Here is a 24244-nt window from a genome sequence, read left to right as displayed (position 1 = left end):
ACTCCCGCCACCGGCGCGATAGGCTCGGTGCCACGACTTTCTCGATGTTCAGGCACGTTTCAGGGAGCGGGTGCACACAGTGTCCGGTGGAGAGGTGGCCGGAATCCTGGTGGCCGTTTTCTGGGCGATCCTGGTCTCCTTCCTCGCGGTGGCCCTCGCGAGGCTGGCCCAGACGCTCAGGGCGACCACCAAGCTCGTGGCGGACGTGACCGACCAGGCCGTCCCGCTGCTGGCCGACGCCTCCGCGGCGGTGCGCTCCGCGCAGACCCAGATCGAACGGGTCGACGCGATCGCCTCCGACGTCCAGGAGGTCACCTCCAACGCCTCCGCGCTGTCGACCACCGTGGCCTCCACCTTCGGCGGCCCGCTCGTCAAGGTCGCCGCCTTCGGCTACGGCGTGCGCCGGGCCGTCAGCGGCCGCAAGGAGGACGCTCCGGCCAGGGCGCCGAGGCGCACCGTGATCGTGGGCCGCACCGTTCCGGGCGCGCGGCGGGAGAAGCGCACCCGCGGAAAGAAGGGCTGATCCGCGATGTTCCGCCGTACGTTCTGGTTCACCACCGGCGTCGCCGCCGGTGTGTGGGCCACCACCAAGGTGAACCGCAAGCTCAAGCAGCTGACGCCCGAGAGCCTCGCCGCGACCGCGGCGAACAAGGCGATCGAGACCGGAGGCCGGCTCAGGGACCGCGCCGTGGACTTCGCGCTCGAGGTCCGCGAGAACATGGCCCGGCGGGAGGCCGAACTGGGCGACGCGCTCGGGCTCAACGCCCCCGTCGACCGCGAACTCCCCCCGCCCAGGCGGTACGCCGTCATCGAGAACCGCAACAGCCCCACGTACGTCGAGGGCCCGGCGCACGGGCCCGCGGACAAACCGACGTACAAGACGTACCCGTACAACCGGAATGAGGACCACTGATGGAGTCGGCCGAGATCCGCCGCCGCTGGCTGAGCTTCTTCGAGGAGCGCGGGCACACCGTCGTCCCTTCGGCGTCGCTCATCGCGGACGACCCGACTCTGCTGCTCGTCCCGGCCGGCATGGTGCCCTTCAAGCCCTACTTCCTGGGCGAGGTCAAGCCTCCCTTCGACCGCGCCACCAGCGTGCAGAAGTGCGTGCGCACGCCCGACATCGAAGAGGTCGGCAAGACCACGCGCCACGGCACGTTCTTCCAGATGTGCGGCAACTTCTCCTTCGGCGACTACTTCAAGGAAGGCGCCATCAAGCTCGCCTGGGAGCTGCTCACCAGCGCCCAGGACAAGGGCGGTTACGGCCTCGACCCCGAGCGGCTGTGGATCACCGTCTACCAGGACGACGACGAGGCCGAGCAGATCTGGCACGAGGTCGTCGGGGTGCCCAAGGAGCGCATCCAGCGCCTGGGCAAGAAGGACAACTTCTGGGACATGGGCGTCCCCGGCCCCTGCGGCCCCTGCTCCGAGATCAACTACGACCGCGGCCCCGAGTTCGGCGTCGAGGGCGGCCCCGCCGTCAACGACGAGCGGTACGTGGAGATCTGGAACCTCGTCTTCATGCAGTACGAGCGGGGCGAGGGTCCGGGCAAGGACTACCCGATCCTCGGGGACCTGCCGAGCAAGAACATCGACACCGGCCTCGGCCTCGAGCGGCTCGCCATGATTCTGCAGGGCGTGCAGAACATGTACGAGATCGACACCTCCATGGCCGTCATCGACAAGGCCACCGAGCTGACCGGCGTCCGCTACGGCGACGCCCAGGCCTCGGACGTCTCCCTGCGCGTGGTCACCGACCACATGCGCACCTCCGTGATGCTCATCGGCGACGGGGTGACCCCCGGCAACGAGGGCCGCGGCTACGTGCTGCGCCGCATCATGCGCCGCGCCATCCGCAACATGCGCCTGCTCGGCGCCACCGGCCCGGTCGTCAAGGACCTCATCGACGTCGTCATCGGCATGATGGGGCAGCAGTACCCGGAGCTGATCACGGACCGGGAGCGCATCGAGAAGGTCGCCCTCGCCGAGGAGAACGCCTTCCTCAAGACGCTGAAGGCCGGCACCAACATCCTCGACACCGCCGTCAGCGACACCAAGGCCGCCGGCTCCACCGTCCTGCCCGGCGACAAGGCCTTCCTGCTCCACGACACCTGGGGCTTCCCGATCGACCTCACCCTGGAGATGGCCGCCGAGCAGGGGCTGTCCGTGGACGAGGAGGGCTTCCGCCGCCTGATGAAGGAGCAGCGGGAGCGGGCCAAGGCCGACGCCCGGGCCAAGAAGACCGGCCACGCCGACCTCGGCGCCTACCGGGAGATCGCCGACCGGGCCGGGGCCACCGACTTCATCGGCTACACCCACACCGAGGGCGAGTCGACGGTCGTCGGCATCCTGGTCGACGGCGTCCCCTCGGCGGCCGCCACCGAGGGCGACGAGGTCGAGATCGTCCTCGACCGCACCCCGTTCTACGCCGAGGGCGGCGGCCAGATCGGCGACACCGGCCGGATCAGGACCGACTCCGGTGCCGTCATCGAGGTCCGCGACTGCCAGAAGCCGGTCCCGGGCGTCTACGTCCACAAGGGCGTCGTCCAGGTCGGCGAGGTCACCGTCGACGCCAAGGCCCACGCCTCCATCGACGCCCGCCGCCGCACGGCCATCGCCCGCGCCCACTCGGCCACCCACCTCACCCACCAGGCCCTGCGCGACGCCCTCGGCCCGACGGCCGCCCAGGCCGGCTCCGAGAACCAGCCCGGCCGCTTCCGCTTCGACTTCGGCTCCCCGTCCGCCGTGCCGCAGACGGTCATGCTCGACGTCGAGCAGAAGATCAACGAGGTGCTCGCCCGCGACCTCGACGTCCGGGCCGACGTCATGGGCATCGACGAGGCCAGGAAGCAGGGCGCCATCGCCGAGTTCGGCGAGAAGTACGGCGAGCGCGTCCGCGTGGTCACCATCGGCGACTTCTCCAAGGAGCTGTGCGGCGGCACCCACGTGCACAACACCGCCCAGCTGGGCCTGGTGAAGCTGCTCGGCGAGTCCTCCATCGGCTCCGGCGTGCGCCGCATCGAGGCCCTGGTCGGCGTGGACGCCTACCACTTCCTCGCCCGTGAGCACACGGTCGTCAACCAGCTCACCGAGCTGCTGAAGGGCCGCTCGGAGGAGCTGCCGGAGAAGGTCTCCGCCATGCTCGGCCGGCTGAAGGACGCCGAGAAGGAGATCGAGAAGTTCCGCGCCGAGAAGGTGCTCCAGGCCGCCGCCGGCCTCGCCGAGTCCGCCAAGGACGTCCGCGGCGTCGCCGTCGTCACCGGGCAGGTCCCGGACGGCACCACCGCCGACGACCTGCGCAAGCTGGTCCTCGACGTGCGCGGCCGCATCCAGGGCGGCCGGGCCGCCGTGGTCGCCCTGTTCACCACGGTCAACGGCAAGCCCCTCACGGTCATCGCCACCAACGAGGCCGCCCGCGAGCGCGGACTCAAGGCCGGTGACCTGGTGCGCACCGCCGCCAAGACCCTCGGCGGCGGTGGTGGCGGCAAGCCGGACGTCGCCCAGGGCGGCGGCCAGAACCCGGCCGCGATCGGCGAGGCCGTCGACGCCGTCGAGCGGCTCGTCGCCGACACGGCGAAGTAGGGCCGGAAACCATGCGCCAAGGACGTCGGCTCGCGATCGACGTCGGGGACGCCCGCATCGGGGTCGCCTCGTGCGACCCCGGCGGGATCCTCGCCACCCCGGTCGAGACCGTCCCCGGCCGGGACGTCCCGGCCGCCCACCGGCGGCTGAAGCAGCTGATCGAGGAGTACGAGCCGATCGAGGTCGTCGTCGGCCTCCCCCGCTCCCTCAAGGGGGGCGAGGGCCCGGCCGCGGCCAAGGTCCGCGGTTTCGCGCGGGAACTGGCACGTATGATCATGCCCGTTCCGGTGAGACTTGTGGACGAGCGCATGACGACGGTGACGGCGAGCCAGGGACTGCGCGCCTCGGGCGTGAAGTCCAAGAAGGGGCGCTCCGTCATCGACCAGGCAGCCGCTGTGATCATCCTTCAGCAGGCCCTGGAATCCGAACGGGTGTCAGGCGAACCACCCGGCGAGGGCGTCGAAGTGGTTGCCTGATCGCGATACGGTAACGTTCCGCGCGATGCGGCGGTGTTCGAACAGCCGCCGCACAGAAAGAGGCGGAACGGCAGCCGGGGCCCTCGGACGGCCGGGCAGCCACCGCCTCGCGGCTCTAGGGGATCGATGACTGAGTATGGCCGGGGCCAAGGCTCCGAACCGTGGCATCCGGACGACCCGTTGTACGGGGACGGCGGATGGGGAGGACAGCAGACCCAGCAGGGCCATCAGGCCCATCCGGGCCAGCAGTCCCCCTATGGCGGTCGGCCGCAGCACCATCCGCAGGAGCCGCAGCAGCACTACGACACCGGCGGCTGGGACACCACCGGGCAGAACGGCTACCCCCAGCCGCAGCAGTATCCGCAGTACGACCAGCAGTACGCCCCCCAGCAGCAGTACGACACCGGCGGCTGGCCCGCCGGCTCCCACCCCCCGGACCCCTACGCCGCCGGCCCGGCGGACCCGTACGGGCAGCAGAACGGGGCGTACGGCGGGGAGCAGGCCGACCACTACCGCACCCCCGACGCCTACCCGCCGCCCGAGCCGCCCGGTCGCAGGCGCGCCGAACCCGAGCCGCAGACCGACGGGGACCCGGGCCCCGACGGGGGCGAGCACGCCTTCTTCGCGGGTGACACGGGGAGGGACGAGGACGACCGCGCCGACCGCGCCGACCGCGACGACCGCGACGACGAGGGGGGCCGCGACGGCGAGGACGACCGCGACGACGAGCCGGGCGACCGCCGCGGGCGCGGCGAGCGCCGGGGCAGGGGCGGCAAGGAGAAGAAGCGGCGCAACGGCGTCGCCTGCCTCGTGGTGGTCCTGGTCCTGGGCGGCGGGACCATCGGCATCAGCTACTTCGGGTACCAGTTCTACCAGGATCGTTTCGGCAGTGCCCCGGACTTCGCGGGGGACGGCAACGGCGAGCAGGTGACCGTCACGATCCCCAAGGGCGCGGGCGGCTACGTCATCGGCCAGGAGCTCAAGAAGATGGGCGTGGTCAAGAGCGTCGACGCCTTCGTCGCGGCCCAGGCCGACAACCCGCAGGGCAACACGATCCAGGACGGCGTCTACACCCTGCAGAAGGAGATGTCGGCCGAGAGCGCGGTCGCGCTCATGCTCAGCCCCAAGAGCCGCAGCAACCTGATCATCGCCGAGGGATGGCGCAACGCCAAGGTCTACGAGGCGATCGACGGGCGCCTCGGACTGGCCGAGGGTTCCACCGCCAAGGTCGCCGAGGCCGAGTGGAAGAACCTCGGCCTGCCCGACTGGGCGACGAACCACCAGAACGTCAAGGACCCCCTGGAGGGCTTCCTCTACCCGTCGAGCTACTCGGCGGCCAAGGGGCAGAAGCCCGAGGACGTGCTCAAACAGATGGTGGCGCGGGCCACCGAGCAGTACGAGAGGATCGGGCTGGAGAAGAAGGCGGAGGGCCTCGGACTCGACGGCCCGTGGCAGCTGCTCACCGTCGCGAGTCTGGTGCAGGCCGAGGGCAAGACCCACGACGACTTCCGCAAGATGTCCGAGGTCGTCTACAACCGGCTCAAGCCCACCAACACCGAGACCTATCAGCTGCTCCAGTTCGACTCGACCTTCAACTACCTGCAGGGCGAGAGCAACATCCACATCAGCGAGTCCGAGATCAACAGCAACAAGGACCCGTACAACACCTACACCAACAAGGGCCTGCCGCCCGGACCCATCGGCAACCCCGGCGAAGAGGCCCTGCAAGCGGCACTGGATCCCACGGAGGACGGCTGGATCTACTTCGTGGCCACCGACGGCGTGCACAAGACCGAGTTCGCCAAGACGCACGACGAGTTCCTGAAGCTGAAGGACAAGTTCAATGCCAGCGCGGGCAACTGACCGCCGCCGTGCCGCCGTGCTCGGCTCCCCGATCGCCCACTCGCTCTCCCCGGCGCTGCACCGCACCGCCTACGCGGAGCTGGGGCTCGACGGCTGGACGTACGACCGTTTCGAGGTGGACGAGAAGGCGCTGCCGGGGTTCTTCGAGACGCTCGGCCCCGGGTGGGCGGGACTGTCGCTGACCATGCCGCTGAAGCGGGCCGTGATCCCGCTGCTGGACGGGATCAGCGACACCGCCGCCTCGGTCGACGCGGTCAACACCGTCGTGTTCACCCAGGACGGCCGCCGGACCGGCGACAACACCGACATCCCCGGTATGGTCGCCGCCCTGCGCGAGCACGGCATCGACGAGGTGGACACCGCCGCGGTCCTCGGCGCGGGCGCCACCGCCTCGTCCGCGCTCGCCGCGCTCGCGCGGATCTGCACGGGCGAGATCGCCGTCTACGTCCGCAGCGCGGCCCGCGCCGCCGAGATGCGGCAGTGGGCCGAGCGGCTCGGCGCCGCGGTGCGCATCGCCGACTGGGACGACGCCGAGCAGGCCCTGCACGCCCCGCTGGTCGTCAGCACCACCCCGGCGGGCGTCACCGACCCCCTCGCCCGGGCGGTCCCGGAACGCCCGGCGGCCCTCTTCGACGTGCTCTACGACCCGTGGCCGACCGTCCTGGCGGCCCGCTGGTCGGCGTACGGCGGCGCCGTGGTCGGCGGGCTCGACCTGCTGGTGCACCAGGCGGTGCTCCAGGTCGAGCAGATGACGGGGCGCGCGCCGGCCCCGCTGGAGGCCATGCGGAAGGCGGGCGAGCGCGCTCTCGCCGCCCGCTGACGTCCCCCTCCGGGTCCGCGGCGGCAGGACGCGACGGCCCGCCCCGTTTCCCGGCCGTCCGGACCGCGCCCCCGTCCGTCCGCCTGGTGGACCGACGGCCGGACCCGTGGCCCGGACGTGGGAGGATCGGAGGTGGCGGACCGGGGCCGCGCACCCCGTCGCGCCGCAGCCGTGCGCGAGGAGACGCGTACGCAGGCAGTACCGGGGCGCGAGCACGGAGGAGCACCGTTGAGCAGGTTGCGCTGGCTGACCGCGGGGGAGTCCCACGGTCCCGCACTCGTGGCGACGCTGGAGGGTCTTCCCGCCGGCGTGCCGATCACCACGGACATGGTGGCGGACCACCTGGCGAGGCGGCGGCTGGGCTATGGGCGCGGTGCCCGGATGAAGTTCGAGCGGGACGAGGTCACCTTCCTCGGCGGCGTCCGGCACGGCCTCACCCTCGGTTCCCCGGTCGCGGTCATGGTGGGCAACACCGAGTGGCCGAAGTGGGAGCAGGTCATGGCGGCCGATCCGGTCGACCCCGAGGTGCTGGCCGGTCTCGCCCGCAACGCCCCGCTGACCCGCCCGCGCCCCGGCCACGCCGACCTCGCCGGGATGCAGAAGTACGGCTTCGACGAGGCCCGTCCGGTGCTGGAGCGGGCGTCCGCGCGGGAGACCGCGGCCCGGGTGGCGCTGGGCGCGGTGGCCCGGTCGTACCTGAAGGAGACGGCCGGCATCGAGATCGTCAGCCACGTCGTCGAGCTGGCCGCGGCCAAGGCGCCCTACGGCGTGTACCCGACCCCGGCGGACGTGGAGCGGCTGGACGCGGACCCGGTGCGCTGCCTGGACGCGGACGCCTCGAAGGCGATGGTCGCCCAGATCGACCAGGCCCACAAGGACGGCGACACCCTCGGCGGCGTCGTGGAGGTGCTGGCGTACGGCGTACCGGTGGGCCTGGGCTCGCACGTGCACTGGGACCGGCGGCTGGACGCCCGGCTGGCCGGCGCGCTCATGGGCATCCAGGCGATCAAGGGCGTCGAGGTCGGCGACGGCTTCGACCTGGCGCGGGTGCCCGGCTCGCAGGCGCACGACGAGATCGTCGCCACCGACGAGGGCATCAGGCGTTCCTCGGGACGCTCCGGCGGCACCGAGGGCGGCCTGTCCACCGGTGAGCTGCTGCGGGTGCGGGCGGCGATGAAGCCGATCGCGACCGTGCCGCGGGCGCTGAAGACCGTGGACGTGGCCACCGGCGAGGAGGCCGCGGCCCACCACCAGCGCTCCGACGTGTGCGCGGTGCCGGCCGCCGGCATCGTCGCCGAGGCGATGGTCGCCCTCGTCCTGGCGGACGCGGTGGCGGAGAAGTTCGGCGGCGACAGCGTCACCGAGACCCGCCGCAACGTGACGTCGTACCTCGAGCACCTGGCGGTGCGATGAGTTCACCGGTGATCGTGCTGGTCGGTCCGATGGGCGTGGGCAAGTCCACCGTCGGGCGGCTGCTGGCCGAGCGGCTGGGGACGGGCTACCGGGACACCGACGACGACATCGTCGCCGGTGAGGGCCGCAGCATCGCCGACATCTTCGTCGACGAGGGCGAGGACGCTTTCCGGGCGATCGAGAAGCGGGCCGTGCGCACCGCGCTCGCCGAGCACGACGGCGTCCTGGCCCTGGGCGGCGGCGCGATCCTGGACGCGGACACCCGCGCGCTGCTCGCCGGGCGGCGGGTGGTCTACCTGTCGATGGACGTCGAGGAAGCGGTCCGGCGCACCGGTCTGGGCACCGCCCGGCCGCTGCTCGCGGTCAATCCGCGCAAGCAGTGGCGCGCGCTGATGGAGGCCCGGCGGCACCTGTACGAGGAGGTCGCCACGGCCGTCGTGCCCACCGACGGCCGCACCCCCGACGAGGTCACCGAAGCCGCCCTGGACGCACTGGAGTTGAAGGAAGCATGAGCAGCGAGGCAGTGACCCGGATCCACATCGGCGGCACGGCGGGCACCGACCCGTACGAGGTCCTGGTGGGCCGCCGGCTCCTGGGCGAGCTGGCCGGGCTGGTCGGCACCAAGGCCAAGCGGGTGGCGGTCCTGCACCCCGAGGCGCTGGCCGAGACCGGTGACGCGCTCCGCGCCGACCTGGCCGAACAGGGCTACGAGGCCATCGCCGTCCAGGTGCCCAACGCGGAGGAGGCCAAGACCGCCGAGGTCGCAGCCTACTGCTGGAAGGCGCTGGGCCAGTCCGGGTTCACCCGCACCGACGTCATCGTCGGCGTGGGGGGCGGCGCGACCACCGACCTGGCCGGGTTCGTGGCCGCCACCTGGCTGCGCGGGGTGCGCTGGATCGCGATCCCGACCACCGTGCTGGCCATGGTGGACGCGGCCGTCGGCGGGAAGACCGGCATCAACACCGCCGAGGGCAAGAACCTGGTGGGGGCCTTCCACCCGCCCGCCGGGGTGCTGTGCGACCTGGCCGCGCTGGACTCCCTCCCGGTCAACGACTACGTCTCGGGGCTGGCGGAGGTCATCAAGGCCGGTTTCATCGCCGACCCGGTGATCCTGGACCTCATCGAGGCCGACCCGCAGGCCGCCCGCACCCCCGCCGGCCCGCACACCGCTGAGCTGATCGAGCGGTCCATCAGGGTCAAGGCCGAGGTGGTCTCCTCCGACCTGAAGGAGTCGGGCCGCAGGGAGATCCTCAACTACGGTCACACGCTGGGCCACGCCATCGAGAAGAACGAGCGCTACAAGTGGCGCCACGGCGCGGCGGTGTCGGTGGGCATGCACTTCGCCGCCGAGCTGGGCCGCCTGGCCGGCCGCCTCGACGACGCCACCGCGGACCGCCACCGCACGATCCTCGAGGCGGTCGGCCTGCCGCTGCACTACCGCCACGACCAGTGGCCCAGGTTGCTGGAGGCGATGAAGGTCGACAAGAAGTCCCGCGGCGACCTGCTGCGCTTCATCGTCCTCGACGGTCTCGCCAAGCCCACCGTGCTGGAGGGACCGGACCCGGCCGTCCTGCTCGCCGCGTACGGCGAGGTGGGGCAGTAGGCCCGAGGCCCGCGCCCGGCCCGGCGCGCCGGCCACCGGCTCGCCGGGCCGGGCACGCGTCACCGCCCCCGGCCGTTCACACAACGGCGGCAGGGGGCGGTACCGTTCGGTAGCACGCGGGGTACCCCGCTGTCGTCGCCCATCGCCTGTACGAGACGGAGTGGCACCGGATGCAGCACGCAGTGGGTCCGCCGCTGCCGCCGCCCCACCAGCCGGGGCACGGACCGGCCGCCGGCTGGTCGCCGGCCGCACACCACCCGGGTCAGCACCCGGGAGCGCACCAGGGACACGTCCCCGCGCCCGTGCCGCCTCCGGCACCGGGCTGTCCCGCGCCCCCGCCCGGGCCCACCCCGCCCCCCGCGGACCCGCAGCACGTCCCGATGCCCCCGCCGGACACCACCGGCCACGTGCCGCTGCCGCCCGGCGGCCCCGTCGCCGTGCCCGGCGCTCCGCAGGCCGCCGCGCCCCCCGACCCGGCCGGCACGACCATCGCCGTGCTGCTCATCGGGCCCGCGGGCGCCGGGAAGACCAGCGTGGCCAAGTACTGGGCGGGTCACCGCCGGGTCCCGACCGCGCACATCAGCCTCGACGACGTACGCGAGTGGGTGCGTTCGGGCTTCGCCGACCCGCAGGCGGGGTGGAACGACCACTCCGAGGCCCAGTACCGCCTGGCCCGCCGCACCTGCGGCTTCGCCGCGCGCAACTTCCTCGCCAACGGCATCTCGTGCATCCTCGACGACGCCGTCTTCCCCGACCGTCCGGTGGTCGGCCTGGGTGGCTGGAAACGGCACGTGGGTCCCGGCCTGCTGCCGGTCGTCCTCCTGCCGGGCCTGGACGTCGTCCTGGAACGCAACGCGGAACGCTCCGGCAACCGCCGCCTCAGCGACGAGGAGGTCGCCCGGATCCACGGCCGCATGGCCGGCTGGTACGGCTCGGGGCTCCCGATCATCGACAACTCCCAGCTCGGCATACCCGAGACGGCGAGGATCCTGGACGACGTCCTGGCCAGGTCGATCGCGAGCCCGCCGGCCTGGTGAGGCCGCCGCCCCGCCCCGGACCCCCGCCCGACCGCCTGCTGCGCCGGGCCGGGGCCGTGGTCGCGGCGCGGGCGGCGCCGCCCACTCGGACCTCTCGACCGGCGGTATCCGGCCACCGCTCATAGGCTCGGGTCATGTCAGAGGTGTACACGGTCCGCCGCACCCGGGTACGGGAATGCTGCAACGCGGGCGGCAGCGCGGCGGCGCTGGTGTCACGGCCCGCCAATGTGCGCTACCTCGCGGGTACCGCCCCCGAGGGCGCCGTGCTGCTGCTGGGCAGGACCGAGGACCTGCTGGTGTGCGCCGGCCCACCCGACGACCGGTCGCCGCAGGCCCGGCCCGACGAGGCGCTGCGCGTGCACGTCGGGCCCGCGACCGGCGGTGACGCCGCCGTCGCGGCGGCCGGTCTCGCCGCCGACCAGGGCGCCGACTCCCTCGCCGTCGAGGAGCACCACCTCACCGTGACCCGGCACCGCGCCATCCGCTCGGCGGCTCCCGGGCTGCGCCTGAGCGACACGGGCCGTGCGGTCGAGCAGCTCCGGGTGGTCAAGGACGAGGAGGAGATCTCCTGCCTGCGCATCGGCGCGGAGATCGCCGACCAGGCCCTCGGCGAGCTGCTGGAGTCCATCCTGGTCGGCCGCACCGAACGCCATCTCGCCCTGGAGCTGGAGCGCCGCCTCGTCGACCACGGCGCCGACGGCCCCGCCTTCCCCACCTCCGTCGCCACCGGCCCGAACGCCGGACGGCCCGGCCACCGGCCCACCGACCGCCGTGTCGAGGAGGGCGACTTCCTCTCCGTCTGCCTCGGTGCCACCTACCGGGGCTACCGCTGCGAGATCGGCCGCACCTTCGTCATCGGCACGGCCCCCGCGGACTGGCAGATCGAACTGTACGACCTCGTCTTCTCCGCCCAGCGTGCCGGACGGGAGTCCCTCGTCCCGGGCGCCGCCTGCCGCGACGTGGACCGCGCGGCACGCCACGTGCTGGATTCCGCCGGGTACGCCGACGCCCTCCCCGCCCTCACGGGGCACGGAGTCGGGCTCGAAATCGACGAGGACCCTCGGTTGAGCCCTGCGGCCATGGGTAAACTGGACGCTTGCGTGCCGGTCACCGTCGAACCGGGAGTCCACCTCCCGGGCCGGGGTGGTGTCCGGATCGATGACACGCTCGTCGTGCGCCCCGAGGCGGACGGCGGACCCGAGCTACTCACCATCACGACCAAGGAGCTGCTCGCGCTCTAGCCTCGCGCTGTGCGCCGCCCCGGGGTCGTCCACGTCAGTTCAGTCCAGGAGATTCCTCAACCGTGGCTTCCACGAACGACCTCAAGAACGGCATGGTGCTCAAGCTCGAAGGCGGCCAGCTCTGGTCCGTCGTCGAGTTCCAGCACGTCAAGCCCGGCAAGGGCCCGGCCTTCGTGCGCACCAAGCTCAAGAACGTGCTCTCCGGCAAGACCGTCGACAAGACCTTCAACGCCGGCGTCAAGGTCGATACGGCCACCGTCGACAAGCGCGACATGCAGTTCTCCTACATGGACGGCGATTACTTCGTCTTCATGGACATGGAGACCTACGACCAGCTGCACATCGACCGCAAGGTGGTCGGCGACGCCGCCCACTTCCTGGTCGAGGGCTTCGAGGCCACCGTCGCCACCCACGAGGGCGAGGTGCTCTTCGTCGAGCTGCCCGCCGCCGTCGAGCTGACCGTCCAGGAGACCGAGCCGGGCGTCCAGGGCGACCGCTCCACCGGCGGCACCAAGCCCGCCACGCTGGAGACCGGCCACCAGATCCAGGTCCCGCTCTTCATCACCACCGGTGAGAAGATCAAGGTGGACACCCGCACCAGCGACTACCTCGGCCGGGTGAACAGCTAACCGTGGCTGCCCGCAACACGGCCCGCAAGCGCGCCTTCCAGATCCTCTTCGAGGGCGACCAGCGCGGCGCCGACGTCCTGACGGTCCTCGCGGACTGGATCCGGCACTCCCGGACCGACACCCGGCAGCCGCCGGTGAGCGAGTACACGATGCAGCTGGTCGAGGGCTACGCCGAGCACGCGCAGCGCATCGACGGGCTGATCGCCCAGTACTCGGTCGGCTGGACGCTCGACCGGATGCCGGTGGTCGACCGCAGCATCCTGCGTCTCGGCGCCTACGAGCTGCTCTGGGTCGACGAGACCCCGGACGCCGTCGTCCTCGACGAGATGGTGCAGCTGGCCAAGGAGTTCTCCACGGACGAATCGCCCTCGTTCATCAACGGCCTGCTCGGCCGGCTCAAGGAGCTCAAGCCGTCGCTGCGCCGCGACGAGGTCTGAGAGGCTCGGCACAGACATGCCGGAGGGCCCGCGGCGACTCACGCCGCGGGCCCTCCGGCATGTCGCGCGCCCGGTGGACCGGGGCACGTGCGAAACACCGCCGGGGTGGCCGGGACCGTGCAGGTCCCGGCCACCCCGGCGGTACGTTTCTGCTCGACCCGCAGAAGGCCGTGCGCTCAGCTCTCCTCGTGGGAGGCCACCGCGCGCCGCGCGTCCGCGTCCAGGACGCCCCAGCTGATCAGCTGCTCGGTGAGGACCGAGGGCGACTGGTCGTAGATGACGGCGAGGGTGCGCAGGTCGTCCTGGCGGATCGAGAGCACCTTGCCGTTGTAGTCCCCGCGCTGGGACTGGATCGTGGCCGCGTAGCGCTGCAGCGGTCCCGCCTTCTCGGCCGGCACCGTGGCCAGCCGCTCCAGGTCCAGGACCAGCTTCGGCGGCGGCTCGGCGGCGCCCCCAGGAGTGGTGCCCGGCAGCAGCTCCTGCACCGGAACGCCGTAGAAGTCCGCCAGCTCCGCGAGGCGCTGCACGGTCACGGCGCGGTCCCCGCGCTCGTACGAACCGACCACGACGGCCTTCCAGCGTCCCTGGGACTTCTCCTCGACACCGTGGAGGGAAAGGCCCTGCTGGGTGCGGATCGCCCGGAGCTTGGCCCCGAGCTGTTTGGCGTATTCGCTGGACATATGGCTCCCCGGCACTGTGTCGACGCGGCTGGTTGGGTTTCCGGGCCGCGCGGCTGGTAACTCACTGTGAGGTTACGCAGCGTTACTCTCGTGCGTCAAGCCGAATGGTCCACACCGACTCTTCCGTGGTATCGAAGATCGGTTACGCCAGGGGAGTGATTCAGGGGCGATCAGACGTGTCGCTGCGACCTGATACCGTAGGCACCGCAATTCCGACGTCCTTTAAGGTCCGTCCCGTGAGGCGGAGAAGGAGGTCCGTTTCTCATGGACACGCAGTCCGATGCGCGGCCCGTTCTCGAGGGCCCCGACATCGCGCGGGTGCTGACCCGCATCGCCCACGAGATCGTCGAACGCGCCAAGGGCGCCGACGACGTGGTGCTCCTCGGCATCCCCACCCGGGGCGTCTTCCTCGCCCAGCGGCTCGCCGCCAAGCTCGAGCAGATCACCGAGCGCAAGGTTCCGGTCGGCTCGCTCGACATCACCATGTACCGCGACGACCTGCGCATGCACCCGCCGCGTGCGCTGGCCCGCACCGAGATCCCCGGTGACGGCATCGACGGCCGCCTGGTCGTCCTCGTCGACGACGTCCTCTTCTCCGGCCGCACCATCCGCGCCGCCCTCGACGCGCTGAACGACATCGGGCGCCCCCGCGCGGTGCAGCTCGCCGTCCTCGTCGACCGCGGCCACCGCGAACTGCCCATCCGTGCCGACTACGTCGGCAAGAACCTCCCCACGTCGCTGCGGGAGACGGTCAAGGTCCTGCTCGCCGAGGAGGACGGTCGCGACACCGTCCTGCTCGGTGCGAAGCAGACCGCTCAGTAGCACATCGGGCGCGCGCCGACCCCCCGTGCGCCGGCCCGGCACGCCCTCGCGCGGGCCCGGACGCCCGATTTCGCCTCATTGAACTGCCTTACGGAGCCTGACAGATGCAGCGCCATCTCATCTCGGCCGCCGACCTCACCCGCGACGACGCCGTCCTGATCCTCGACACCGCCGAGGAGATGGCCCGGGTCGCCGACCGGCCGATCAAGAAACTGCCGACCCTGCGCGGCCGGACCGTGGTCAACCTCTTCTTCGAGGACTCGACGAGGACCCGGATCTCCTTCGAGGCCGCCGAGAAGCGGCTGTCCGCGGACGTCATCAACTTCACCGCCAAGGGCTCCAGCGTCTCCAAGGGCGAGTCCCTGAAGGACACCGCCCAGACCCTGGAGGCCATGGGGGTCGACGCCGTGGTCATCCGGCACGGCGCCTCCGGAGCCCCCTACCGCCTGGCCACCTCGGGCTGGATCGACGCCGCCGTCATCAACGCCGGCGACGGCACCCACCAGCACCCCACCCAGGCCCTGCTCGACGCCTTCACCATGCGGCGCCGGCTCGTCGGCCGGGACGCCGGGCTCGGCCAGGACCTCTCCGGCCGGCGCGTCACGCTCGTCGGCGACGTCCTGCACAGCCGGGTCGCCCGCTCCAACGTCGACCTGCTGCACACCCTCGGTGCCGAGGTCACCCTCGTCGCCCCGCCGACCCTGCTGCCGGTCGGCGTGGAGACCTGGCCCTGCGAGGTCTCCTACGACCTCGACAGCACCCTGCCCAAGTCCGACGCCGTGATGATGCTGCGGGTCCAGCGCGAGCGGATGAACGCCGCGTTCTTCCCCACCGAGCGCGAGTACTCACGGCGTTACGGCCTCGACGGCGACCGCATGGCGCGGATGCCCGAGCACGCCCTCGTGATGCACCCCGGCCCGATGGTCCGCGGCATGGAGATCACCGCCGAGGTCGCCGACTCCGACCGCTGCACCGTCGTCGAGCAGGTCACCAACGGGGTCTCCATCCGGATGGCCGTCCTCTACCTGCTCCTGGGCGGCGCCGTGGTCGGCTCCAGGAACGTGCCCGCCGTCACCCACCCCCGCCCGCCCGCCCCCCACCACCCTTCCGACGAGCGCCCCGCGCCCACCCCTTCCGCTGCCGAGGAGAAGTAAGACAGATGAGCAAGATCCTGATCCGCGGTGCGAAGGTGCTCGGCGGCGACCCGCAGGACGTCCTGATCGACGGCGGGACCATCGCCGAGGTGGGCGCCGGGCTGAGCGCCGAGGGCGCCGAGGTCGTCGAGGCCGGTGGCAAGGTGCTGCTGCCGGGCCTGGTCGACCTGCACACCCATCTGCGCGAGCCCGGCCGCGAGGACTCCGAGACCGTGCTGACCGGCACCCGCGCGGCGGCGAGCGGCGGCTACACGGCCGTGTTCGCCATGGCCAACACCTTCCCGGTCGCGGACACCGCCGGCGTGGTCGAGCAGGTCTGGCGGCTCGGCAGGGAGCACGGCTACTGCGACGTGCGGCCCGTGGGCGCCGTCACCGTCGGCCTGGAGGGGCGCAAGCTCGCCGAGCTGGGCGCCATGCACGAGTCGGCCGCCGGCGTCACCGTCTTCTCCGACGACGGCAAGTGCGTCCACGACGCCGTGATCATGCGCCGCGCCCTGGAGTACGTGAAGGCCTTCGACGGGGTCGTCGCCCAGCACGCGCAGGAGCCGCGGCTGACCGAGGGCGCCCAGATGAACGAGGGCGTCGTCTCCGCCGAGCTGGGGCTCGGGGGCTGGCCGGCCGTCGCCGAGGAGTCGGTCATCGCCCGGGACGTGCTGCTCGCCGACCACGTCGGCTCCCGCGTCCACATCTGCCACCTCTCCACGGCGGGCAGCGTCGAGATCGTCCGCTGGGCCAAGTCCCGCGGCATCCGGGTCACCGCCGAGGTCACCCCGCACCACCTGCTCCTCACCGACGAGTCGGTGCGCACCTACGACCCGGTCTACAAGGTCAACCCGCCGCTGCGCACCGAGCGGGACGTGAGGGCGCTGCGCGAGGCGCTCGCCGACGGCACGATCGACATCGTCGCCACCGACCACGCCCCGCACCCGCACGAGGACAAGGACTGCGAGTGGGCCGCCGCCGCCATGGGCATGGTCGGCCTGGAGACCGCGCTGTCGGTGGTCCAGGAGACCATGGTCGACACGGGGCTGCTGGACTGGGCCGGCGTCGCCGACCGGATGTCCTTCGCCCCCGCGCGCATCGGACGCGCCGAGGGCCACGGCCGTCCCGTCTCGGCAGGCGAGCCCGCCAACCTCACCCTCGTCGACACGGCATACCGTGGTCCTGTGGACCCCGCGGGCTTCGCCTCGCGCAGCCGCAACACCCCGTACGAGGGCCGTGAGCTGCCGGGCCGTGTGACGCACACCTGGCTCCGGGGCAAGGCCACACTCGTCGACGGGAAGCTCACGTGACACCTGTAATCCTGCTGGCCGCCGAGAGGGAATCGGCGGAAGTGACCGACTGGGCCGCCCGGATCGGCTGGGTCGTCGGACTCGCCCTCTTCGTCGCGCTCGTCTACTGGCTGATGCGCGAGGGCTGGAAATGGCGCGGCACGCTCCAGGGCGACCTCCCGGAGCTGCACAGCGCGCCGGCGGACCCCGGCCCGGTGAAACTGAGCATGAGCGGCCGCTACCACGGCTCCACCACCGCCGGCCAGTGGCTCGACCGCATCGTGGCGCACGGCCTGGGCACCCGCAGCCGGGTCGAGCTGACCCTCACCGACGCGGGGCTGGACGTGGTCCGGCCCGCAGCGGACGACTTCTTCGTCCCGGCCGAGGCGCTGCGCGCTGCCCGGCTGGACAAGGGCATCGCCGGCAAGGTCCTCACCGAGGGCGGCCTGCTGGTCGTCACCTGGGCGCACGGCGACCGGCTGATCGACTCCGGCTTCCGCTCCGACCACGCGGCCGAGCACAACGAGTGGGTCGACACCCTCAACCACATGATCTCCGAGACGGAAGGCGCACGATGACAACCTCCACCAGGGGAACCGCCGAGGTTCCCGCCGTACTCGTCCTGGAGGACGGCCGGATCTTCCGCGGCCGTGCCTACGGGGCGGTGGGGGAGACCTTCGGCGAAGCGGTGTTCTCCACCGGCATGACCGGATACCAGGAGACCCTCACCGACCCGTCGTACCACCGCCAGGTCGTGGTGATGACCGCCCCGCACGTCGGCAACACCGGCGTCAACGACGACGACCCCGAGTCCCGGCGGATCTGGGTCGCCGGCTACGTCGTGCGCGACCCCGCGCGGGTCCCCTCCAACTGGCGCTCCCGCCGCCCCCTGGACGAGGAACTCGCCGCGCAGGGCGTCGTCGGCATCAGCGGCATCGACACCCGCGCGCTCACCCGGCACCTGCGCGAGCGGGGCGCCATGCGCGTCGGCATCTTCAGCGGCGACGCCGTACGGGACGACGCCGCGCTGCTGGCGAGCGTCCAGGACGTGCCCCCGATGGAGGGCGCCGACCTCGCCTCCGAGGTCGCCACCACCGAGCCGTACGTCGTCCCCGCGATCGGTGAGAAGAAGTTCACCGTCGCCGCGATCGACCTCGGCATCAAGGGCATGACCGCGCAGCGCATGACCCAGCGCGGCATCGAGGTGCACATCCTGCCCCCGACCGCCACCGTCGACGACGTCTACGCCGTCGCCCCCGACGGCGTGTTCTTCTCCAACGGCCCCGGCGACCCCGCCACCGCCGACCACGCCGTCGCCGTGATGCGGGGCGTCCTGGAGCGCGGCACCCCGCTGTTCGGCATCTGCTTCGGCAACCAGATCCTCGGCCGCGCCCTCGGCTTCGGCACCTACAAGCTGAAGTACGGCCACCGCGGCATCAACCAGCCGGTGCAGGACCGCGCGACCGGCAAGGTCGAGGTCACCTCGCACAACCACGGCTTCGCCGTCGACGCCCCGATCGACCAGGTCTCCGACACCCCGTTCGGCCGCGCCGAGGTGTCCCACGTCTGCCTGAACGACAACGTGGTGGAGGGGCTCCGGCTGCTCGACAAGCCGGCCTTCAGCGTCCAGTACCACCCGGAAGCGGCGGCGGGCCCGCACGACGCCGCCTACCTGTTCGACCGCTTCGTCTCCCTGATGGAGGGCCAGCGTGCCTAAGCGCACCGATATCCAGTCCGTCCTGGTCATCGGCTCCGGCCCGATCGTCATCGGCCAGGCCGCCGAGTTCGACTACTCCGGCACCCAGGCGTGCCGCGTGCTCAAGGCCGAGGGCCTGCGCGTCGTCCTGGTGAACTCCAACCCGGCGACGATCATGACCGACCCGGAGATCGCCGACGCCACCTACGTCGAGCCGATCACCCCCGAGTTCGTCGAGAAGATCATCGCCAAGGAGCGGCCGGACGCCCTGCTGCCCACCCTGGGCGGCCAGACGGCCCTCAACGCCGCGATCGCCCTGCACGAGAGCGGTGTCCTCGACAAGTACGGCGTCGAGCTGATCGGCGCCAACGTCGAGGCCATCCACAAGGGCGAGGACCGCGACCGGTTCAAGGAGGTCGTGGAGGAGGTCCGCAAGAAGATCGGGCAGGGCGAGTCCGCCCGCTCGGTGATCTGCCACTCCATGGACGAGGTGCTCGCCGGCGTCGACGAGCTCGGGGGCTACCCGGTCGTCGTCCGCCCGTCCTTCACCATGGGCGGCGCCGGCTCCGGCTTCGCCCACGACGAGGACGAACTGCGCCGCATCGCCGGCCAGGGCCTGGCCCTCTCGCCGACCACCGAGGTGCTCCTGGAGGAGTCCATCCTCGGCTGGAAGGAGTACGAGCTGGAGCTGATGCGCGACAAGCACGACAACGTCGTGGTGGTCTGCTCCATCGAGAACTTCGACCCCATGGGCGTGCACACCGGCGACTCCATCACCGTCGCCCCGGCGATGACGCTCACCGACCGCGAGTACCAGACCCTGCGGGACATCGGCATCGCGGTCATCCGCGAGGTCGGCGTGGACACCGGCGGCTGCAACATCCAGTTCGCGGTGAACCCCGTCGACGGCCGCGTCATCGTCATCGAGATGAACCCGCGGGTGTCGCGCTCCTCGGCGCTGGCCTCCAAGGCGACCGGTTTCCCGATCGCCAAGATCGCCGCCAAGCTCGCCGTCGGCTACACCCTCGACGAGATCCCGAACGACATCACGCAGGAGACCCCGGCGTCCTTCGAGCCGACCCTGGACTACGTGGTCGTCAAGGCACCCCGGTTCGCCTTCGAGAAGTTCCCGAGCGCCGACTCCACCCTCACCACCACCATGAAGTCGGTCGGCGAGGCCATGGCGATCGGCCGCAACTTCACCGAGGCCCTCCAGAAGGCGCTGCGCTCGCTGGAGAAGAAGGGCAGCCGGTTCACGTTCGTCGGCGAGCCCGGCGACAAGGCCGAGCTGCTGCGCGAGGCCGTCCGCCCGACCGACGGCCGGATCAACGCCGTCATGCAGGCCATCCGCGCGGGCGCCACCCCCGAGGAGGTCTTCGAGGCCACGAAGATCGACCCCTGGTTCGTCGACCAGCTCTTCCTCATCAAGGAGATCGCCGACGAGCTGGCCGAGACGCCCGAGCTGACCGCCGACCTGCTCGCCGAGGCCAAGCGGCACGGCTTCTCCGACCAGCAGATCGGCGAGATCCGCGGTCTGCGCGAGGAGGTCGTCCGCGAGGTCCGGCACGCCCTCGGCGTCCGCCCGGTCTACAAGACGGTCGACACCTGCGCCGCCGAGTTCGCCGCGAAGACCCCGTACTTCTACTCCTCCTACGACGAGGAGACCGAGGTCGCCCCGCGCGAGAAGCCGGCCGTCATCATCCTGGGCTCCGGCCCGAACCGCATCGGCCAGGGCATCGAGTTCGACTACTCCTGCGTCCACGCCTCCTTCGCGCTGCACGACGCCGGGTACGAGACCGTGATGGTCAACTGCAACCCGGAGACCGTCTCCACCGACTACGACACCTCCGACCGGCTGTACTTCGAGCCGCTCACCCTGGAGGACGTGATGGAGATCGTCCACGCCGAGCAGCAGGCCGGACCGGTCGCGGGCGTCGTCGTCCAGCTCGGTGGGCAGACCCCGCTCGGCCTGGCGCAGGCGCTGAAGGACAACGGCGTGCCGATCGTCGGCACCCCTCCGGAGGCCATCCACGCGGCCGAGGACCGCGGCGCCTTCGGCCGGGTCCTCAAGGAGGCCGGCCTGCCGGCGCCCAAGCACGGCACCGCCACCACCTTCGCCGAGGCCAAGGCCATCGCCGACGAGATCGGCTACCCGGTCCTCGTGCGGCCGTCCTACGTGCTCGGCGGACGCGGCATGGAGATCGTCTACGACGAGGCCCGGCTGGAGTCGTACATCGCCGAGTCGACCGAGATCAGCCCCTCCCGGCCGGTGCTGGTGGACCGCTTCCTCGACGACGCCATAGAGATCGACGTCGACGCGCTGTACGACGGCGAGGAGCTGTACCTCGGCGGTGTCATGGAGCACATCGAGGAGGCCGGCATCCACTCCGGCGACTCGGCGTGCTCCCTGCCCCCGATCACGCTCGGCGGCTTCGACATCAAGCGGCTGCGCACCTCCACGGAGGCCATCGCGCGCGGTGTCGGGGTGCGCGGCCTGATCAACATCCAGTTCGCGCTGTCCGGGGACATCCTCTACGTCCTGGAGGCCAACCCGCGCGCCTCGCGCACCGTCCCCTTCACCTCCAAGGCGACCGCGGTGCCGCTGGCCAAGGCCGCCGCCCGCATCTCGCTGGGCGCCACCATCGCCGAGCTGCGCGCCGAGGGCCTGCTCCCGGCGCACGGCGACGGCGGCGAGATGCCGCTGGACGCGCCGATCTCCGTCAAGGAGGCGGTGCTGCCCTGGTCCCGCTTCCGCGACATCCACGGCCGCGGCGTCGACACGGTCCTCGGCCCGGAGATGCGCTCCACCGGCGAGGTCATGGGGATCGACTCCGTCTTCGGCACGGCGTACGCCAAGTCGCAGTCGGCCGCCTACGGGCCGCTGCCCACCAAGGGGCGGGCGTTCATCTCGGTCGCCAACCGCGACAAGCGCCTGATGATCCTCCCGGCGCGCGAGCTGGTCGCCCACGGCTTCGACCTGCTCGCCACCTCCGGCACCGCCGAGGTCCTCAAGCGCAACGGCATCAACGCCACCGTGGTGCGCAAGCACTCCGAGGGCACCGGCCCGAACGGCGAGAAGACCATCGTCCAGCTCATCCACGACGGCGAGGTCGACCTCATCGTCAACACCCCGTACGGCACCGGCGGACGCCTCGACGGCTACGACATCCGCACGGCGGCCGTGGCGCGGTCCGTGCCGTGCCTGACGACGGTCCAGGCGCTCGCCGCCGCGGTCCAGGGCATCGACGCCCTCAACCGGGGGGACGTGGGCGTCCGCTCGCTCCAGGAACACGCGGAACGCCTGATCGCGGCCCGCGACTAGCAGCCCCGAGGGGGACACCGGAAACGGTGTCCCCCTCTTCACGAGGACAGGCATGTACAAGTACTTCTTCCACCTGGTGTTCACCCGGCTGGACCCGGAGCGGGCCCACCACCTGGCCTTCCGCTGGATCCGCCTGCTCGCGCGGATCCCCGTGCTGCGCACCTTCGCCGCCGCCGTGCTCGCGCCCCGCCACGAGGAGCTGCGCACCGAGGCCCTGGGGCTGCGCCTGCACAGCCCCTTCGGGCTCGCGGCCGGCTTCGACAAGAACGCCGTCGGCATCGACGGTCTGGCGATGCTCGGCTTCGACCACGTCGAGATCGGCACCGTGACCGGGGAGCCGCAGCCCGGCAACCCGAGGAAGCGGCTGTTCCGGCTGGTCGGGGACCGCGCCCTGATCAACCGCATGGGCTTCAACAACGACGGTTCGCTGGCCGTCGCCGCGCGCCTGGCCTCCCGCACGCCCGTCTTCCGGACGGCCGTCGGCGTCAACATCGGCAAGACCAAGGTCGTGCCGGAGTCCGAAGCCGTCGGCGACTACGTGAAGTCGGCCGAGCGGCTGGCGCCGTACGCCGACTACCTGGTGGTCAACGTCTCCTCCCCGAACACGCCCGGCCTGCGCGACCTGCAGGCCGTCGGCCACCTGCGCCCGCTGCTGACCGCCGTCCGCGAGGCCGCCGACCGGGCCGTCCCGGCCCGCCGGGTGCCGCTGCTGGTGAAGATCGCGCCGGACCTCGCCGACGAGGACGTCGACGCCGTCGCCGACCTGGCCGTGGAGCTCGGCCTGGACGGGATCATCGCCACCAACACCACCGTCGCGCGCGAGGGACTCGGCCTGACGTCCGCGCCCGCCGTGGTCCAGGAGGCCGGCGGCCTGTCCGGCGCCCCGCTGAAGGCGCGCTCCCTCGAGGTCCTCCGCCGCCTCTACGCGCGCGTGGGCGACCGGATCACCCTGGTCGGCGTCGGCGGCGTCGAGGACGCCGAGGACGCCTGGCAGCGCATCCTGGCCGGCGCCACGCTGGTCCAGGGCTACAGCGCCTTCGTCTACGAGGGGCCCTTCTGGGCCCGCAGCATCCACAAGGGGCTCGCCGCGCGCCTGCGCACCAGCCCGTACGCCACGCTCGCCGACGCGGTGGGCGCCGACGCGAGGACAACGGCATGAGCGGACTCGAACCCTTCGGCGCGCGGCTGCGCCGGGCCATGGACGAGCGCGGCCCGCTGTGCGTGGGCATCGACCCGCACCCCTCCCTGCTCACCGAGTGGGGCCTGAACGACGACGTCACGGGCCTGGAGCGGTTCAGCCGCACGGTCGTCGAGGCGGTCGCCGGCCGGGTCGCCGTACTCAAACCGCAGAGCGCCTTCTTCGAGCGTTTCGGCTCGCGCGGCGTCGCCGTCCTGGAGCGGACGGTCCGGGAGGCGCGGGCGGCCGGGGCGCTGGTCGTGATGGACGCCAAGCGCGGCGACATCGGCTCCACCATGGCCGCCTACGCCGAGTCCTTCCTGCACGAGGACGCGCCCCTGTTCTCCGACGCGCTCACCGTCTCGCCGTACCTCGGCTACGGCTCGCTGAGCCCGGCCGTCGCGCTGGCCCGGGAGAGCGGCACGGGGCTGTTCGTGCTGGCGCTGACCTCCAACCCGGAGGGCGGCGAGGTGCAGCACGCGGTCCGGCCCGACGGACGCACCGTCGGGGCGACCGTGCTCGGGCACCTGGCCCTGGAGAACGCGGGGGAGGAGCCCCTGGGGTCCTTCGGCGCGGTGGTCGGGGCGACGCTCGGCGACCTGTCCTCGTACGACCTGGACATGGGCGGCCCGATCCTCGCGCCCGGCATCGGCGCCCAGGGGGCCACGGCGGCCGATCTCCCGGCGGTCTTCGGGCGCGCGGTGCGCCACGTGGTGCCGAACGTCAGCCGGGGCGTGCTGCGTCACGGTCCCGACGTCGTCGCGCTGCGTGACGCCGCGGACCGTTTCACGGAGGAGATCCGGACCGCCGTGACGTCGGCCTGAACCGGCCGACGGGGGATTCCGTGCCTCCCGGACCCTGGATACATCCCCAAATCAGAGGCAGTATGTCTTAAATGTCTGGCCTGACGGAGGCTGACCAGGACTTTTCCGCTGTTCTCGCTGACTCAGGCGGAGTTGGCCGCTAGTCTCCGACGAGTGGAGTACCTCCCACGCCTCCGGGCAGTGGGAGGGAGCGGGCA

22 protein-coding genes are annotated in these 24244 nt (G+C 71.9%); 21 read left to right on the top strand and 1 reads right to left on the bottom strand.

The window, feature by feature from the left end:
- Nucleotides 1-70 precede the first annotated feature (70 nt).
- From CP969_RS08435 to nusB, 13 genes are all read left to right on the top strand, one after another.
- Nucleotides 71-523, top strand: coding sequence for a DUF948 domain-containing protein (locus tag CP969_RS08435; protein WP_004990626.1), 453 nt, complete (start codon nt 71-73; stop codon nt 521-523).
- A 6-nt stretch (nt 524-529) separates the two neighbouring features.
- Nucleotides 530-913, top strand: a complete 384-nt coding sequence (locus tag CP969_RS08430; protein WP_016827088.1) for a hypothetical protein — start codon at nt 530-532, stop codon at nt 911-913.
- The gene (alaS, locus tag CP969_RS08425) at nt 913-3582 is read left to right on the top strand and encodes an alanine--tRNA ligase (RefSeq protein ID WP_004990630.1); all 2670 of its coding nucleotides are present in this window, start codon (nt 913-915) and stop codon (nt 3580-3582) included. The genes CP969_RS08430 and alaS overlap by 1 nt, the downstream gene beginning before the upstream one ends.
- Before the next feature lie 11 nt (nt 3583-3593).
- Nucleotides 3594-4058 (top strand): Holliday junction resolvase RuvX, encoded by a 465-nt coding sequence (gene ruvX, locus CP969_RS08420; protein WP_004990632.1) that lies wholly within the window; start codon nt 3594-3596, stop codon nt 4056-4058.
- A 126-nt stretch (nt 4059-4184) separates the two neighbouring features.
- Nucleotides 4185-5921, top strand: a complete 1737-nt coding sequence (gene mltG, locus CP969_RS08410; protein WP_039831288.1) for an endolytic transglycosylase MltG — start codon at nt 4185-4187, stop codon at nt 5919-5921.
- The gene (locus tag CP969_RS08405; RefSeq protein ID WP_026085329.1) at nt 5902-6741 is read left to right on the top strand and encodes a shikimate dehydrogenase; all 840 of its coding nucleotides are present in this window, start codon (nt 5902-5904) and stop codon (nt 6739-6741) included. The genes mltG and CP969_RS08405 overlap by 20 nt, the downstream gene beginning before the upstream one ends.
- Nucleotides 6742-6969: 228 nt before the next feature.
- Nucleotides 6970-8154 carry a chorismate synthase gene (gene aroC, locus CP969_RS08400; protein WP_004990641.1) on the top strand — a complete coding sequence of 395 codons (1185 nt, stop codon included), beginning with the start codon at nt 6970-6972 and terminating at the stop codon, nt 8152-8154.
- A complete protein-coding gene (locus CP969_RS08395; protein ID WP_026085330.1) occupies nt 8151-8666 on the top strand; it encodes a shikimate kinase in 516 nt (171 codons plus the stop codon). Before aroC ends, CP969_RS08395 begins: the two co-directional genes overlap by 4 nt.
- Nucleotides 8663-9757 (top strand): 3-dehydroquinate synthase, encoded by a 1095-nt coding sequence (gene aroB / locus CP969_RS08390; RefSeq protein ID WP_004990645.1) that lies wholly within the window; start codon nt 8663-8665, stop codon nt 9755-9757. Before CP969_RS08395 ends, aroB begins: the two co-directional genes overlap by 4 nt.
- Nucleotides 9758-9927: 170 nt before the next feature.
- Complete coding sequence (locus tag CP969_RS08385; protein WP_026085331.1) at nt 9928-10794, top strand: Pro-rich N-terminal domain-containing protein; 867 nt, start codon at nt 9928-9930, stop codon at nt 10792-10794.
- 134 nt (nt 10795-10928) lie between these two features.
- Nucleotides 10929-12035 carry an aminopeptidase P family protein gene (locus tag CP969_RS08380; protein WP_004990651.1) on the top strand — a complete coding sequence of 369 codons (1107 nt, stop codon included), beginning with the start codon at nt 10929-10931 and terminating at the stop codon, nt 12033-12035.
- A 62-nt stretch (nt 12036-12097) separates the two neighbouring features.
- Entirely contained in the window at nt 12098-12664 is a 567-nt protein-coding gene (gene efp, locus CP969_RS08375; protein ID WP_004990655.1) for an elongation factor P, read from the top strand.
- A 2-nt stretch (nt 12665-12666) separates the two neighbouring features.
- Nucleotides 12667-13101: a transcription antitermination factor NusB gene (gene nusB / locus CP969_RS08370; RefSeq protein WP_004990658.1), complete on the top strand. Its 435-nt coding sequence runs from the start codon at nt 12667-12669 to the stop codon at nt 13099-13101.
- A gap of 176 nt (nt 13102-13277) precedes the next feature.
- On the opposite strand, the gene bldD is transcribed toward nusB, so the two are convergent.
- Complete coding sequence (gene bldD / locus CP969_RS08365; protein ID WP_004990661.1) at nt 13278-13781, bottom strand: transcriptional regulator BldD; 504 nt, start codon at nt 13779-13781, stop codon at nt 13278-13280.
- Between the two features lie 264 nt (nt 13782-14045).
- Here bldD and pyrR point away from each other — a divergent pair, with 264 nt between their 5' ends.
- The 8 genes from pyrR to pyrF all read left to right on the top strand — a co-directional run bounded on the left by pyrR (nt 14046) and on the right by pyrF (nt 24047).
- Entirely contained in the window at nt 14046-14603 is a 558-nt protein-coding gene (pyrR, locus tag CP969_RS08360; RefSeq protein WP_004990663.1) for a bifunctional pyr operon transcriptional regulator/uracil phosphoribosyltransferase PyrR, read from the top strand.
- 104 nt (nt 14604-14707) lie between these two features.
- Complete coding sequence (locus tag CP969_RS08355) at nt 14708-15757, top strand: aspartate carbamoyltransferase catalytic subunit (RefSeq protein WP_016827096.1); 1050 nt, start codon at nt 14708-14710, stop codon at nt 15755-15757.
- Between the two features lie 5 nt (nt 15758-15762).
- Nucleotides 15763-17049: a dihydroorotase gene (locus tag CP969_RS08350; RefSeq protein ID WP_004990668.1), complete on the top strand. Its 1287-nt coding sequence runs from the start codon at nt 15763-15765 to the stop codon at nt 17047-17049.
- Nucleotides 17046-17606 carry a PH-like domain-containing protein gene (locus tag CP969_RS08345; protein ID WP_026085332.1) on the top strand — a complete coding sequence of 187 codons (561 nt, stop codon included), beginning with the start codon at nt 17046-17048 and terminating at the stop codon, nt 17604-17606. Before CP969_RS08350 ends, CP969_RS08345 begins: the two co-directional genes overlap by 4 nt.
- The gene (gene carA / locus CP969_RS08340) at nt 17603-18745 is read left to right on the top strand and encodes a glutamine-hydrolyzing carbamoyl-phosphate synthase small subunit (protein ID WP_004990672.1); all 1143 of its coding nucleotides are present in this window, start codon (nt 17603-17605) and stop codon (nt 18743-18745) included. Before CP969_RS08345 ends, carA begins: the two co-directional genes overlap by 4 nt.
- Nucleotides 18738-22046, top strand: coding sequence for a carbamoyl-phosphate synthase large subunit (gene carB, locus CP969_RS08335; RefSeq protein WP_016827100.1), 3309 nt, complete (start codon nt 18738-18740; stop codon nt 22044-22046). Before carA ends, carB begins: the two co-directional genes overlap by 8 nt.
- A 52-nt stretch (nt 22047-22098) precedes the next feature.
- Nucleotides 22099-23205 (top strand): quinone-dependent dihydroorotate dehydrogenase, encoded by a 1107-nt coding sequence (locus CP969_RS08330; protein ID WP_016827102.1) that lies wholly within the window; start codon nt 22099-22101, stop codon nt 23203-23205.
- Nucleotides 23202-24047 carry an orotidine-5'-phosphate decarboxylase gene (gene pyrF, locus CP969_RS08325; RefSeq protein ID WP_004990680.1) on the top strand — a complete coding sequence of 282 codons (846 nt, stop codon included), beginning with the start codon at nt 23202-23204 and terminating at the stop codon, nt 24045-24047. Before CP969_RS08330 ends, pyrF begins: the two co-directional genes overlap by 4 nt.
- Nucleotides 24048-24244: the final 197 nt, after the last annotated feature.

Origin of the sequence: Streptomyces viridosporus T7A (assembly GCF_008704515.1) — a bacterium.
In the GTDB taxonomy this organism is placed as follows: domain Bacteria; phylum Actinomycetota; class Actinomycetes; order Streptomycetales; family Streptomycetaceae; genus Streptomyces; species Streptomyces viridosporus.
The sequence above is the reverse complement of the archived record's forward strand: the minus strand, read 5'-3'. Positions and strand labels throughout refer to the sequence as shown.